A 13,428-nucleotide genomic window follows, 5' to 3' on the forward strand; every position below is an offset into this window, starting at 1 on the left:
TCGGGCACTTGGAACGGGGGAAACGGCGGTCGACGAAACTGGAGAGGAGGTATTACGAGCTCCTGTGCGAATTGGAGAGAACGCTCCCGCAAACTGCCTCTTGACAACTTATAGGAGCGTCGGTTTTCTTTTTGCAATTCTTGGCGTGGTTGCCGATGCCCTACCAAACGTAGTAGATGGACCCGTTTCGTGGCGGCCGGGTTGGACATGCGTGTGGCGGCTCGGCCTAGGCACGCGCCTCCGCAAGCATCTGCTTGGCGTGCGCCAGGCTTGCCTCCGATTGATCGCCGCTCAGCATGCGGGCAATCTCGGCAGTGCGAGCATCCCCAGCCACCTCATCCAGATGCGTCTGGGGAACGTCGCCGGGCTCTTTACTGACCACGTAGTGCTTGTCGGCCATAACCGCAACCTGCGCCAGGTGTGTTACGACGATGACCTGATGCGTGGCGGCAAGATCGGCCAGCACACCAGCAAGAGCGCGGGCCGTGGAGCCGCCGACACCAGCATCGACCTCGTCAAACACCAGCGTATCGACACCGTCCGCGTTACCGAGGACAACCTTACTTGCCAACATGACGCGGCTGAGCTCGCCGCCCGACGCAATGCGGCGCAGGGGACGTGGAGTCAAACCGGCACCGCTGCGGTATAGCAGCTCGTAGCTCGAAGGACCAACGGGCGTCCACTCAGCACGGGGAAGATCACGCGACTCCCAGACGAGCTCGGCGCCGCCCATCTCCAGGCGAGCCATCTGGCGGCAAACCTCGTGGCAGAAGCGCGGGGCCGCCACATTGCGAGCGCGCTTAAGTGCCTTGGCAGCGGCAAACAACTCGTGCTCGGCGCTCCCGAGTGCCTCACGCGCCTTTCTGATCTGTTCATCGCCATCATCGACCAGGGACAGCAGCTCTTGCGAGCGATCGCGCATGGCAAAAACATCGTCCATGGTAGGACCCCACTGACGCAGCAGGCCCTTGAGGTCGGAATACCGCTCACGCATGCGAGCGAGCTCGCGCGGATCGAAGGCGACGCCATCGCGATAGGCACGAAGTTCGTTCGCGCAATCCTCAAGGGAGATACAGGCATCCGAAAGCAAATCGGCAATGTCGCCAAGTTTGCGATCGACGGAAGCCATACGGGAAAGTTCTGCCACGGCGCTGTTCACGGCATCGAGCGCTCCCCCTTCAGAGGCAAGCGATGCATGGGCATCATTAGCTGTGGCAACCAGCACCTCGGCATGTTCGGAGCGCGGCAGCAGTTCCTCGAGTTCCTCATACTCGCCCGGTTTGGGGTCGACCTCGCCGATGCGCTCGAGCGCAAAGCGCGCTTCCTCGACGCGGCTCCCCTGCGCACGCGAGGTCTCTTCGACACGTCGAACCTCCTTAGCGGCAGCTCGCGAAGCCTTAAAGCAGGCGCGATAGTGCTCGAGCGCCTCGAGTGCAGGGCGCCCTGCCCAGGCATCGACCATCGCAACATGATGCGCCGGATCGAGCAAGCGCTGGTGCTCGTGTTGGCCGCACAGATCCATCATCACGCCAACGCGCTCCGAAAGCTCGCGCACACTGGCGATGCGGCCGTCAATCTTCACGCGGCTGCGGCCCTCGGCAGAAAGACTGCGCTGCACGGTGAAGCCCTCCGTGTCGTGCGGGCCGTCAAACAGGCGCGCCTCGACGCTCGCCAGCGCCTCGCCCTCGCGCACCGTAGACGAATCCGCGCGCTCACCCAAAATAAGCTTGAGGGCCGAGAGCAGCGCGGTCTTGCCGGCACCGGTCTCGCCGGTCAGGACAGTCAGGCCGGCACTCGGCAGCAGCGTCGCCTCGCGAATGAGCGCAATGTTAGAAACCTGCAGCTCATCGATCATGACGGACTCCGTAGAATACGCGGCTCACCGAGTTATAGAAGCTCTCGGGGCCGTAATCCAGCAGCAACACATCTCCGGGCCCGCGGCGCACCGCCAAGCTCTCAACGGTGCCATCGCAGGTAATAAACTGTCCATCGATAGCAATCGCTGGAACGCTCGGACGATCATCAGACATAAAGATTTCGACGACATCACTCGGCGAAGTCAAGAAGGCACGGGCCTGAATGGTGTGCGGCGCAATGGGTACGCAGACCATGCCCGTATAGTCGGGGCTCACGATGGGGCCACCGGCACTGAGCGCGTAACCCGTAGAACCAGTCGCCGTGGACACGACCACGCCGTCGCCACGCAGGCGATCGATATGGTGGCCGGACACCGTGATGTCAAACTCGACCATATCGGACAGAGGGCCGCGCGTGAGCGCCATGTCATTGAGGGCGAACGTGCGCACGACATCCTTCGTGCCATCGTCACGCACGGACACGATATCCGCGGCGATGGTAGCGCGACGGCTCACATGCAGCTCGCCGGACAGGGCGTCGCTCACAACCTGCAAAATGTCGCGCTCCTCGGGACTCGCGGCCGTCAAAAAGCCCAGGTGACCATAGGAAAGACCGAGGATAGGAATCTCGCGATGGTTGAGGATGCGGGCAGCGCGCAGCAACGTACCGTCACCGCCGAGCGTAATGACCAGATCGGAGCCGTCAATATCAGGCGTGCTCTGAATCTTCGATCGCTGGTCGGCAGCCCATGCGACCTCATAGCCCTGGCGCGTCAGCCAAAGCTCGAGCATCAGGCCGCTCTCGACCGCCTCTTGCTTGTAGTAATTGGGAACCAGAAAGACCTTCATAGCGTTGCAGCTTTCTCGCTCAAAACCGATACCTGGGATTGCAGCACGTCTTGCGAGCGGTCGCCAGATTCAAATCTCGTGCCGTACAGGAAAAACTCAACGTTGCCCTTGGCACCATGAATGGGCGACACGCACACATCGACCGGGAACAGGCCCTTGGCAGCAAAGAGCTCAACCGCCGCCACGAGCGTATCGCGGCGCACGGCGGGATCGGTCACAATGCCGCCCTCGCCCACCAGCGCCGCCGGAGCTTCAAACTGCGGCTTTACGAGCGTGCAGAATGCACCCGTAGGCGCCAGGCACGCCAGTACCGCATCGATAATGTTCGCGATGCTGGTAAAAGAGACATCACACACAGCCAGGTCGATGGCGCCGGCATAGCCAAGCTCAGGCAGCTGCGTCACGTTTGTGCGCTCATGCAGCGTCACGCGATCGTCCTGACGCAACGACCAATCGAACTGGGCGCGACCCACGTCCACAGAGACAACAGTCGCAGCTCCGCGCTTGAGCAGACAATCGGTAAAGCCGCCGGTAGAGCAGCCCACATCCAGACAGGCAAGGCCCGTCGGATTGATGCCAAACGCATCAAGCGCGCCTTCGAGCTTAAGACCGCCGCGGCCAACATAGGGAATGCGCCCCTTCACATGCAGCGGCAGCCCCGGGATCACCTTAAGGCCCGGCGAACTCAAGCGCTCACCGCCACTCGAGACCAAGCCGGCCATAAGAGTGCGAAGGGCATCCGCGCGATCGGCGCAGATGCCCTGTGAAATCAGTTCGTCATCAAGACGCACGCGTTTCATGAATGCCATCAACCATTCGTATCCGGAGATGCGGCCTAGCTATCCTGGGATTCGTTTGCCGCATCCTCATCGTATTCCTGTTCGAGCTTGTCGGCCTCACGCGGCGTCAGCTCAAACTTGTCGACCATGTCGACCGCACGGGAGCCCAGCTCAATCGCCTCGTCAAACAGATCGAGCGAACGCTCCAAGGACGTATCCTTAGAGCGAACGGTAGCTATGATCTGGTCCAAGCGGTCCGAAATCTCGTCGAAGTTGCGGACGGAACCCTCTGGCATGGCTACTCCTCGACGGTACCGGTCTCGGCCTCGGCGACCTCAGCGTCCTCGTCGAGAACGCCGGCCTCGGCCTGAGCAACCGCAACCTTTGCGGCAGCCTCGGCAGCCTGTACCTCCTCGCGAGCGCGATCCTCGGCCAGCAGCTCCTGGTATAGGTCCTCGCCCGGCAGCTCCTCGCTGCGAGCGATCTTACCCAGCACGCCGTTGACGAACGACGCGGACTGGTCGGTGCCATAGGCCTTGGCAAGCTCAACGGCCTCGTTGATCACGATGGCGTCCGAGACCTCCTCGTCGGTGAGGAAACGCATCTCGTAAACGGCGATACGCAGCAGGTTGCGGTCGGCGCCGGGCATGCGCATAAGATCCCAGTTCTTGGCAACGGAGCGCAGAGCACAGTCGATGCGGTCGATATGCTCGTAGGCACCTCGGCACAGCTCCAGAGCATAGGGATCGAGGGGACCCTTCGAGATCAGGAAATCACCCTCGAGGACGCGCTCGAGCGGGCTGTCCGTGGCCTCGGCCTGGAACAGCAGCTGCAGCGCCTGACTGCGGGCAAGCGTACGCCCGCGATAAACCTTAAGGCTCAAAGGTTACTCCTTGGGGAAAACGAGGCCGTCGATGCAAACGTCAACGCGCTCGACCTCAACGCCAACCTGGGCATCGATGGCGGCGACCACGGCAGCGCGAACGGCCTCGGCGAGTTTCTTGAACGGATAGCCAAAGAACACCACGACGCGCACGGTGAGTGCGAGCTTGTCGCCGACGACCTCGGCCTCGACCGCCGGCTCAGAAGCCGGGGCCTTGGACGAGAGCATCATGGAGACAAGGTTGGTGGCAAGGTCCTTGACGCCAACGGAGGCGATGCCCTCGACATCGGACACGGCGCGCGAGACGATGGCGGTCAGAACATCGGGCGAAATCCCGATGCCGTCAATCTTGATTTCCTGGGGCATGAGTCCTCCTAGAAGAGTTGGTTGCTAGACGCGGGAGACGAACTTGCCGTCGCGGGTGTCAACCTTGATGACCTCGCCCTCGTTGAGGTACATGGGGACCTGGATGACAGCGCCGGTGTCGATCGTGGCCGGCTTGGTGGAACCCTGGACGGTGTCGCCCTTAAAGCCCGGGTCGGTCTGGACGATGGTGGTCTCGATGAACATCGGCGGGGTCACGCCCATGAGCTCATCGTCGGCGAAGAGCAGCTGGCAGATGTCGTTCTCGCGCAGCCACTTGGAGTTCTCGCCCACCATATCCTCGGGAACGGGAACCTGCTCATAGGACTCGTTGTCCATGAAGATGTAGTCGGTGCCATCGTTGTAGAGGTACTGGAACTCACGGGTGGTGAGCATGACGCTCTCGAACTTGGTGCCGGCGTTGCAGGTGTTCTCGACGACGCGGCCGCTCTTGATGTCGCGGGTCTTGTAGCGCACAAACGCGCCGCCCTTGCCCGGCTTGACATGCTGGAACTCGACGATGGTGTAGACCTTGTCCTTGATGCGGAGACCGAGGCCGTTCTTGAAGTCGGCGGTGGAAATGGTAGGCATAGCGACCTTTCTTGTTATGGGCAGAACGCACAAGCGTCCAAATTACATACGACAGAAATTATACACTTGCAGACGGCGCCTGCGGCGAGCGCATAAAAAGAGAACGCGGGGCGTCCGAATCAATCCGGACGCCCCGCCCCAAACTATCTACTGAAGTAAACTAGCAGTCGATAACGTGCAGGTCGTGCGGGGTCTTGGTGAAGGGCTCATAGCCGTTCTCGGTGACCACGCCGTAGTCCTCCAGGCGCACGCCGCCCACGCCGGGCAGGTAGACGCCGGGCTCCATGGTGATAACCGAGCCGACCTCGATGATATTCTTGCTGCGGTTAAAGTTGGGCAGCTCATGGATGTCGATGCCCACGCCGTGACCCAAGCCATGGTTATAGTAATCGCCATAGCCGGCATCGCCGATGATCTTCTTGGAGAGCTTGAAGATGTCGTTGCCCTCAACGCCCGGATGGATGGCGGCGACGCACTCCTCGTGCGTACGGCGCACGAGTGCGTACAGGTCGAGCTGCTCCTGGGTGGGCTCGCCCATCACGACAGTGCGCGTCATGTCGGAGCGGTAATCGCAATAGCCCGCGCCGTAATCCATAAGAACGAAATCGCCCTTCTCGATCACGCGGTCGCTCGGCACGGCATGCGGGTTGGCGGTGTTGGGGCCGCTCGCGACGATGGAACCGAAGGCCAGGCTGTCGGCACCGTTGGCGAACATAAAGTTCTCGAGCTCGTTGCGTACCTGCTTCTCGGTCATACCGGGCTTAATAAAGCCGAGCATGTGCTGGAAGGCGGCATCGGTGATCGACTGCGCATGGCGCATGAGCTCAATCTCCTCGGCGTCCTTGATGGCGCGCATCTTGCGGATATCGTCGTGCATCAGCGGCAGCATACAGGCGACGGAACGGTCCTCCAGGCCGCGCTGAATACCCTGGTAGAAATTAATCTGCATATCGTCCTCGACAGCGCAGACGCGGCATTTGTTGGCCGCGATCTTGCCGGCGACCCAACCGGGGATGGTGCCCTCATCCATGTCGTAGACCCAGGGGCTGCCGGCTGGCGTGTTCTCCTCAAAGCTGTTGAGGTAGCGCGAGTCGGTGTGGAACAGGCACTGGTCGGCCGTAATAAACGCAGCGTGCGGGAACTCGAAGGTGTAGTCGAAGACGCCCTTCACGCCCGTAAGCCAACGAAGGTTGGCCTCGTCGCGCACCACGATGGCGTCGTAGCCACGCTCGACCATCAGGGCACGGACACGCTCGATACGACCGGCAGGACCGGCAGCAAACTCAGACATGCAGATTCCTTTCTTGTTGTCTCAATATAGACGGGACGGGTCTCAACCGAACGACGGAATCGCATGCGATCCGCAACCGATTGAAAACCCGCCCCTCAACATGATACGAAAGACGATGGAAGTCAATAAATCTTAGAGAAGTTCTTTACGAGAAGCCAAGTAGGCGTGAGCATGGCGCTCAAGAACCTCGTCCTCGACGCTCGTTAGGCGAATGGCGCCGAGCGCCGCGGGCAGCGGCAGCATGCTGCGGTTCGAGCGGACAAACTGCTGTCTGCGGAACTCCTCGATATATGCGGCAGGCTCCAAGTCGAAGGCAAGCTCCTCGATGCCAAAGTCCTCCAGGCAGTCATCGAGATCAAACACATAGTCGATATCGAAGTCGCAGGCATCGTGTGCTAGGCGCGCCTCAAAGCGCATGCCCTCGGACAACAGCTGGTAGGCAGGGACCTGCGAAGCGGCATCGCCCAAGCAAGCGCGCAGGGTGCGCTCCCCCGTCTTGCCAAAATCGAGCGCATGGCGAGCGCTCGGGTTCGTGGCCGTCAGCACGTCCTTGCGGGCAGTCTGAGACCATTGAACGGCATTGACGAGTGCGACCTCCTCGCCCGCGAGAATCTCGGGGACGGTCTCAGTAAACTGATTCCAGCGGGACTTGCTGCTCGAAAGCATGGTGCCAACAAGTACCGCATAGCCGAACTTGAGGTCCTCGGGTTCCGCCTCGCGAACAAGGTCGAGATCACACACAACCAAGCCCGGTTCGGGACGGAACGCGATAGCGGGAAGCGCATTGGCCAACGAGGCGACGAGCGGCTTCATGGTCGTCGCGACCGTGAGCATGGCGTCGAAGGTCGTCGGCAGCAGCGCGCACTCGGTTCGGCCACACCACTGGTTGGCGCACCAGCCAACAACCGAACAGGTTGCGGCATCGCCAACAGCGACAACCAGATCGTCGCAGGTAATGCCGTTGGCAGACAAGGCGCCAAAGATAGCATCGGCATCGGCCAGCGTGGCACCAGCAGGCGAAACCTCGAGGACGAGCAGCGACACGGCAAAACCGGCGTCGACCAGCGCATGCTCGACGACCTCACCAAAACGCTCGGATGTGGCGTCGTTCCAAACCACCATCGCGCGCTTAGGCTTGCCCACGGCCGAGGCAAACATGCGCGGCAGCTCATCGAACGCGCCCAATCCGACGCGGACATCGACACTGCGGTTTTGGAAATTGATCAGTTGACGGCGAATCATAGCAGTCCACGCTCCAAAAGCATCTCGGCACAAAGGTAGGAAACGTCCTCGAAGGACTTGTTGCGAATATCAAGGGTAATATCGGCGGCCTGGCGATACAGCGGACGACGATGCTCAAACAGGCGCGCGGCATGCTCGGGCGAACGGAAATCGGGGCGCGTGTCGGACCGACGAATCTGGCGAATCGAATCCTCGAAGTCGCCCTCGAGGTACACGCACGTACCCATTTCGTGCATCAGCTCAATATTCACCGGCGTCTCGACGATACCGCCCCCGCACGAAACCAACAGGCTGCGCTCGCTTTGGAACGAACGGAGCGCCGAGGTCTCGAGCTCGCGAAAACGATCCTCGCCCTCGGTCTCAAAAATCTCGGTTACCGACTTGCCGCAACGGCGCACGACCAGGCGGTCGGTATCGATAAAACGCCGATTGAACATAGTGCCGACGTTGCGCGCAAGCGTCGATTTGCCCGCGCCCAAAAAGCCGATAAAGAAGATATGGTCGCAGCCGTGTTTGATGTGCTGAGACATGGCGAAACCTATTCCTCGCAGGGAAGGTCGCGCAGGGCCCGGCGCTCAAAGATACGGAAGATCTGCGTGTACCACAGGTCCTGGGTTGCCTGCGGCTTAACCAGGATAGTATCGACGCCGGCAAAATTGCCGCTCCACACGTCCGTGTAGAGCTGATCACCGATCAGCACCGCCTCGTCGGCCGTGGCGCCGAGGCGCTTAAGACCCGCCTTGAGGGCAAACGGCGCCGGCTTCATGGCGTGGCTGATGGCCTCGAGTCCCAGCTCGCGTGCAGAGCTCATGACCTGGTCGCGATGCCAGTTGTTGGACACCATGCACAGCTTAAAGCCTTTGGCGCGGGCGGCATCGAGCCAAGCGGAAACCGCGGCGGGAACCTGCTCGGTGTCGCGCGGCACCAGGGTGTTATCGCGATCGAGCAGAATGGCGCGTTTGCCGTCGGCCCACAGGGCATCAAGGTCGATGCGATCGACCGAGGCAACGTATCGTTTGGGGCTAAAAATCCTCATGCTAATTCCAAGACTGTTGATGCTCTTCGTAGGTTTGCGAGAAGTACTCCTCGTCCTGCGTAATGTAGAAATACAGGTCATCGGAGTCGGTCGGCTCAAGCGTGGCCTTGAGTGCCTCGAGCGACGGAGAGCAGATGGGCGTGGGCGGCAGGCCCTTATGCTTATAGGTGTTATACGGGCTATCGCTCTGCAGGTCGTCGGCGGTAACCTCGCCACCGGTGACATACATCATGGTCGCATCGCTGTTGAGATAGCGCAGGCCGTCGAGCTTGCCGGCAAGGCGGTTGTAGAAGACCGAGGCCACGTGCGCACGTTGATCGGCGTTGAGGCCCTCGCGCTCAACGATAGAGGCCAAGTTGACGATGTCGTAGTCGGACATCTCCACACCATAGCGCTCCTTGATCTTGGCTTCGCAGCTCGCAAAGTCAAGCGACTTGTACTCGGTCTTAAACTGATCGAGCATAGCGCGAATCACGTCATCGACCGTCGGCGAATCGCCCAACGAATAAGTCTTGGGGAACAAGAAACCCTCAAGCGAGTCGTTGGCGGCGCCCTTAAGGAAGCTATAGTCGTCCACGTAGTTGGAGGCCTTAGCCTGGTTGAGGAAGTCTTCCTTAGAGATGCCATCGTAGGCCTGGGCCACACGGTCGGCGACTTGATCGACCGTCAGGCCCTCAGGGATAGTTAGCGCATTGGAGCCCGCGTTGGGACCTTCCATGAGCTGCTGAACAACCTTGGTCGCGTCCATGAGTGTGGTGAACAAATAGGTACCAGGCTTGAGCGACATATCGGCGTTGAGCTTTTTCACCGCCGCATAGTAATCCTTGGGATTCTCGACGATATGGTTCTCGGAGAGAATCGAGGCGATCGTATCGCCCGAAGCACCGTCGGGAATGGTTACCGTAACCTGCTGACCAGCCGTGACCTTCGTATCCTCACCGGCAAAGAAGCCCTTGACGGCCGGCACGACAAAGAAAACGATCGCGACAAGCGCAAGCACCGCCACCACAACGCCGATGATCATGGGAACCGGAGAGCTCTTCTTTTGAGCACCGCGACGAGTATGCGTGTTGTAGCTCGAGCGCGTCGCCGGAGCAACGCCATGCGAACCGCGGGCGTGATGAGAATGCGATTGGGGGGCCTGCGTTCGCTGGGTAGGTGCCTGCTGCTTAAAGCGGGTACCGCCTGCAGGCTGGGCCGTACGAGCAGTGGGCTGCTGAGCCGCGTGAGAAGCCGGATGCTGAACCGAACGAGCAGAAGGCTGCTGACCCGTCCGTTGAACAGGTTGGGCCGAACGAGAGAAGGACTGCACCGGGCGCGCGGCAGGCTGAGCTGCGCGCTGCGTCGGCTGTGCCGGACGCTGGCCAGGCTGGGCAGGGCGCGACGCCGGCTGACGTGTACGATTCGGCTGGCGCGGATCGGAAGCACTAGGCATGCGAAACCTCCTCGTTTTTACGATCGAGCCACGTCTGCAAAAAAAGGCTGGCGGCAATCATGTCGATCTTGCCCCTCATCTGCTTTTCGTTGAGGCCCTGCTCGCGCAGGATACGCTTGGCCTCTTGCGAGGACAGACGCTCGTCCTCAAACTCCAGCGGAAGATCGAGCTCGTCGGCAATCTTTTGCGCCACGGCGGCAACGCGCTCGGCTTGGGGGCCGGGCTCACCGGCCATGGTCAGGGGACGTCCGCTTACCAGGATGTCGGGCTCATAGTCTTCGACCAGGTAGCGGAACGTCTTGGCCATACCGGTGACCTCGGCGGCCGGGAGCACCTTGACGGGCATCGCCATCTTGCCATCACGGCTCGAGACGGCGATGCCAATCCTGGTCTCCCCCATGTCCAGCGCAAGCGCGACCACAGTGACTTCTTAGATTCTTAGGCGCCGAGCGCGGTCTTGGCGGCCGCGAGGGCATCGGCGATGCCGGCAGCATTCTTGCCACCGGCCTGGGCCATGTTGGGACGGCCACCACCGCGACCGTCGACCAGACCCGCGATCTGCTTGATCACATTACCGGCGTGGAACCCGGCCTTCACGGCGTCATCGGAGCCGGCAGCGAGCAGGGCCGGAGTGCCCTTCTCAGTCACGCTGGCGACGACACAAGCGACAGGGCCGGCGACCTTCTGGTGCACGGTATCCCATACGTTGCGCAGGTCGGCAGCCTCAAGGCCCTGGAGCTCAGCAACGACGAGCTTGTAGCCACCGAGCTCGACAGCACCCTCGATGGCGCTGGAAATGGCGTCGGAGGAACCACCGGTCAGAGCCTTTTTGAGCTTGCTGGACGTCTCGCGCAGCTCGACCTGCAGGTTCTCCACACGGGCGGGAACCTCGTCGACGCGGCACTTGAGCGCAGCAGCGGCGGCGTCAACGAGTGCCAGGCGGTCGGCCATATAGTCGAGAGCACCCTTAGAGGTCACGGCCTCGATACGGCGGACGTTCGAGCCCGTAGAGGACTCGGAAATAATCTTGAACAGGCCGATCTCGGCGGTGTTGGCAGCGTGCGTGCCACCGCAGAGCTCGCGAGAGAACGGCTGGTCCTCGGCGCCCACGGAGACGACGCGGACGACATCGCCGTACTTCTCTCCAAACAGAGCAACAGCGCCGGCAGCCTTAGCCTCGTCGATGCCCATAACACGGGTCACGACCGGCTTGGAGGCGAAGATCTGCTGGTTGACCAAGTCCTCGACAGCCTTGAGCTGCTCGGAGGAAAGGGCCTCGAAGTGCGTAAAGTCAAAGCGCAGGTGCTCGGGCGTCACCAGCGAGCCGGCCTGGGAGACGTGCTCGCCCAGGACCTGCTTAAGGGCAGCGTCGAGCAGGTGCGTGGCGGTGTGGTTGCGGCGCAGGAAGCCACGGCGCTCGGCGTCGAGAGCGGCGGTCACAGCGGCACCGACAGTCAGCGTACCATCGGCAACGTGCGCGACGTGGGCATACAGGCCGTTGTGGTTCTTGGTGTCGGCAACGGTCAGAACAACGCCCTCGGCGGAAAGCTTGCCGGCATCGCCCTGCTGACCACCCATCTCGGCATAGAACGGGGTGCGGTCGAGCACGACCTCGACATCCTCGCCCGCGGCTGCGGACTCGACGGACTCGCCGTTGCGCACGATGGCGACAACCTTGGCGCCCTCGATCACATCGTTGTCATAGCCGTCGAACTCGGTCGCTGCGACCTTGTCGGAAAGCTCGACCCACACGTCGTTGAAGCTACCCCAGGCGTCGCCCTTGGCGTTAGCGCGGGCGCGGGCCTTCTGGTCCTCCATGCAGGCAGTGAAGCCGTCCATGTCGACGTCGTGGCCAGCGGTGCCGGCGATCTCGACGGTCAGATCGATGGGGAAACCAAAGGTGTCGTGCAGCTTAAAGGCGACATCGCCCGGAAGCACAGCGCCCTCGGCAAGCGCTGCCAGGGCCTCGTCCAGGTACACGCGGCCGTTGTCGAGCGTCGTGGAGAAGCGCTCCTCCTCGGAGGCAACGATACCCTTGACGAGCGCGACGTTCTTGAGCAACTCGGGATAGGCCTCGCCCATTTGAGCGTTGACCTCGTCGATGAACTTGGTCAGGAAGGCGCCCTCGATGCCCAGCAGGCGACCGTGGAACACGGCACGGCGGAGCAGACGGCGAAGGACGTACTCGCGACCCTCGTTGCCGGGAAGGATGCCGTCCGAGATCATAAAGTCGACAGCACGGGAGTGGTCGGCGATGATGCGCAGGGAGCGGCTGGCGCCGGAGTAATCGTCGGCGTCATAGGTCTTACCGCTGATCTCCTCACCGAGCTTGATGAGGTGCTGCATCAGATCGCCGTCGTAGTTAGCAGTCTTGTGCTGCATGATAGCGGCCATGCGCTCCAGGCCCATGCCCGTATCGAGGTTGCGGTGCGGCAGCTCCGGCATGGAGCCGTCCTCCTGGCGGTCGTACTGGGTAAACACGAGGTTCCAGAACTCAAGGAAGCGGTCGCAGTCGCAGCCAGGCTTGCAGTCGGGGCTGCCGCAGCCGACCTCCTCGCCCATGTCAAAGTAGATCTCGGAGCACGGACCGCAGGGACCGGTGGGGCCAGCGGCCCAGAAGTTGTCGTCCTCTCCCAGGCGGGAGATGTGGTCCTCGGCAACGCCCAGAGAACGCCACACGTCGTGGGTCTCGTCGTCCTCGGTAAAGACGGTAAAGTACAGGCGGTCGAGCGGCAGCTTAAACTCCTTGGTGATGAGCTCAAAGGCCCAAGCGCAAGCCTGCTCCTTGGAGACGCCGCCAAAAGAGAAATCGCCAAGCATCTCGAAGAACGACAGGTGACGGCCGTCCTCGCCGATGCAATCGATGTCATTGGTGCGGACGCACTTCTGGCAGGAGATCGCGCCGATCTCCTTCATGGTCTTCTTGCCCTGGTAGTACTCCTTAAACTGGTTCATGCCGGCGTTGGCAAGCAGCAGAGAAGGATCGTCGGGGACGAGGGACGAAGAAGGATAGAGCTTAAGACCGCGCTCCTCAAAGAAGTTGAGGAACTTAGAGCGAATCTCGGCCGTAGTCATTGACGGGTAGTCAGCACTCATAGAGGGA

Annotated in this window: 14 protein-coding genes; all 14 read right to left on the reverse strand. The window is 61.4% G+C overall.

Features of this window, described 5'->3' with window-relative positions; all coding sequences use genetic code 11:
- Positions 1-226: 226 nt before the first annotated feature.
- The 14 genes from AAAX59_RS03080 to alaS all read right to left on the reverse strand — a co-directional run bounded on the left by AAAX59_RS03080 (position 227) and on the right by alaS (position 13,421).
- Positions 227-1,855, reverse strand: a complete 1,629-nt coding sequence (locus AAAX59_RS03080) for a DNA repair protein RecN (protein ID WP_349070506.1) — start codon at positions 1,853-1,855, stop codon at positions 227-229.
- On the reverse strand, positions 1,845-2,705 hold the full coding sequence (locus tag AAAX59_RS03085; RefSeq protein WP_349070508.1) for an NAD(+)/NADH kinase: 861 nt from the start codon (positions 2,703-2,705) through the stop codon (positions 1,845-1,847). The genes AAAX59_RS03080 and AAAX59_RS03085 overlap by 11 nt, the downstream gene beginning before the upstream one ends.
- Positions 2,702-3,505: a TlyA family RNA methyltransferase gene (locus tag AAAX59_RS03090; RefSeq protein ID WP_349070595.1), complete on the reverse strand. Its 804-nt coding sequence runs from the start codon at positions 3,503-3,505 to the stop codon at positions 2,702-2,704. The genes AAAX59_RS03085 and AAAX59_RS03090 overlap by 4 nt, the downstream gene beginning before the upstream one ends.
- Positions 3,506-3,540: 35 nt before the next feature.
- Positions 3,541-3,780: an exodeoxyribonuclease VII small subunit gene (locus tag AAAX59_RS03095; protein WP_006233978.1), complete on the reverse strand. Its 240-nt coding sequence runs from the start codon at positions 3,778-3,780 to the stop codon at positions 3,541-3,543.
- A 2-nt stretch (positions 3,781-3,782) separates the two neighbouring features.
- Positions 3,783-4,367 carry a transcription antitermination factor NusB gene (gene nusB, locus AAAX59_RS03100; protein ID WP_349070510.1) on the reverse strand — a complete coding sequence of 195 codons (585 nt, stop codon included), beginning with the start codon at positions 4,365-4,367 and terminating at the stop codon, positions 3,783-3,785.
- A gap of 3 nt (positions 4,368-4,370) precedes the next feature.
- Positions 4,371-4,733, reverse strand: a complete 363-nt coding sequence (locus AAAX59_RS03105) for an Asp23/Gls24 family envelope stress response protein (protein ID WP_006233982.1) — start codon at positions 4,731-4,733, stop codon at positions 4,371-4,373.
- Positions 4,734-4,757: 24 nt separating this feature from the next.
- Complete coding sequence (efp, locus tag AAAX59_RS03110) at positions 4,758-5,321, reverse strand: elongation factor P (RefSeq protein WP_006233983.1); 564 nt, start codon at positions 5,319-5,321, stop codon at positions 4,758-4,760.
- 160 nt (positions 5,322-5,481) lie between these two features.
- Positions 5,482-6,612 (reverse strand): Xaa-Pro peptidase family protein, encoded by a 1,131-nt coding sequence (locus AAAX59_RS03115; protein WP_055309495.1) that lies wholly within the window; start codon positions 6,610-6,612, stop codon positions 5,482-5,484.
- 132 nt (positions 6,613-6,744) lie between these two features.
- Positions 6,745-7,854: a hypothetical protein gene (locus tag AAAX59_RS03120; protein WP_349070511.1), complete on the reverse strand. Its 1,110-nt coding sequence runs from the start codon at positions 7,852-7,854 to the stop codon at positions 6,745-6,747.
- Positions 7,851-8,384: a shikimate kinase gene (locus tag AAAX59_RS03125; RefSeq protein ID WP_349070513.1), complete on the reverse strand. Its 534-nt coding sequence runs from the start codon at positions 8,382-8,384 to the stop codon at positions 7,851-7,853. Before AAAX59_RS03125 ends, AAAX59_RS03120 begins: the two co-directional genes overlap by 4 nt.
- Positions 8,385-8,392: 8 nt before the next feature.
- On the reverse strand, positions 8,393-8,890 hold the full coding sequence (locus tag AAAX59_RS03130) for a YqeG family HAD IIIA-type phosphatase (RefSeq protein WP_118098527.1): 498 nt from the start codon (positions 8,888-8,890) through the stop codon (positions 8,393-8,395).
- A 1-nt stretch (position 8,891) separates the two neighbouring features.
- Positions 8,892-10,325 (reverse strand): endolytic transglycosylase MltG, encoded by a 1,434-nt coding sequence (gene mltG / locus AAAX59_RS03135; protein ID WP_349070514.1) that lies wholly within the window; start codon positions 10,323-10,325, stop codon positions 8,892-8,894.
- Positions 10,318-10,746, reverse strand: a complete 429-nt coding sequence (ruvX, locus tag AAAX59_RS03140; RefSeq protein WP_349070516.1) for a Holliday junction resolvase RuvX — start codon at positions 10,744-10,746, stop codon at positions 10,318-10,320. Before ruvX ends, mltG begins: the two co-directional genes overlap by 8 nt.
- Before the next feature lie 17 nt (positions 10,747-10,763).
- On the reverse strand, positions 10,764-13,421 hold the full coding sequence (alaS, locus tag AAAX59_RS03145) for an alanine--tRNA ligase (protein WP_349070518.1): 2,658 nt from the start codon (positions 13,419-13,421) through the stop codon (positions 10,764-10,766).
- Positions 13,422-13,428: the final 7 nt, after the last annotated feature.

Source organism: Collinsella sp. CLA-ER-H2 (genome assembly GCF_040092405.1).
Classification (GTDB): domain Bacteria; phylum Actinomycetota; class Coriobacteriia; order Coriobacteriales; family Coriobacteriaceae; genus Collinsella.

Excerpts from the sequence above, each read along its gene's own strand:
- AAAX59_RS03080 (WP_349070506.1), bottom strand. The coding sequence starts at position 1,855 with ATGATCGATGAGCTGCAGGTTTCTAACATTGCGCTCATTCGCGAGGCG.
- AAAX59_RS03085 (WP_349070508.1), bottom strand. The coding sequence starts at position 2,705 with ATGAAGGTCTTTCTGGTTCCCAATTACTACAAGCAAGAGGCGGTCGAG.
- AAAX59_RS03090 (WP_349070595.1), bottom strand. The coding sequence starts at position 3,505 with ATGAAACGCGTGCGTCTTGATGACGAACTGATTTCACAGGGCATCTGC.
- AAAX59_RS03095 (WP_006233978.1), bottom strand. The coding sequence starts at position 3,780 with ATGCCAGAGGGTTCCGTCCGCAACTTCGACGAGATTTCGGACCGCTTG.
- AAAX59_RS03105 (WP_006233982.1), bottom strand. The coding sequence starts at position 4,733 with ATGCCCCAGGAAATCAAGATTGACGGCATCGGGATTTCGCCCGATGTT.
- efp (WP_006233983.1), bottom strand. The coding sequence starts at position 5,321 with ATGCCTACCATTTCCACCGCCGACTTCAAGAACGGCCTCGGTCTCCGC.
- AAAX59_RS03115 (WP_055309495.1), bottom strand. The coding sequence starts at position 6,612 with ATGTCTGAGTTTGCTGCCGGTCCTGCCGGTCGTATCGAGCGTGTCCGT.
- AAAX59_RS03120 (WP_349070511.1), bottom strand. The coding sequence starts at position 7,854 with ATGATTCGCCGTCAACTGATCAATTTCCAAAACCGCAGTGTCGATGTC.
- AAAX59_RS03125 (WP_349070513.1), bottom strand. The coding sequence starts at position 8,384 with ATGTCTCAGCACATCAAACACGGCTGCGACCATATCTTCTTTATCGGC.
- AAAX59_RS03130 (WP_118098527.1), bottom strand. The coding sequence starts at position 8,890 with ATGAGGATTTTTAGCCCCAAACGATACGTTGCCTCGGTCGATCGCATC.
- mltG (WP_349070514.1), bottom strand. The coding sequence starts at position 10,325 with ATGCCTAGTGCTTCCGATCCGCGCCAGCCGAATCGTACACGTCAGCCG.
- alaS (WP_349070518.1), bottom strand. The coding sequence starts at position 13,421 with ATGAGTGCTGACTACCCGTCAATGACTACGGCCGAGATTCGCTCTAAG.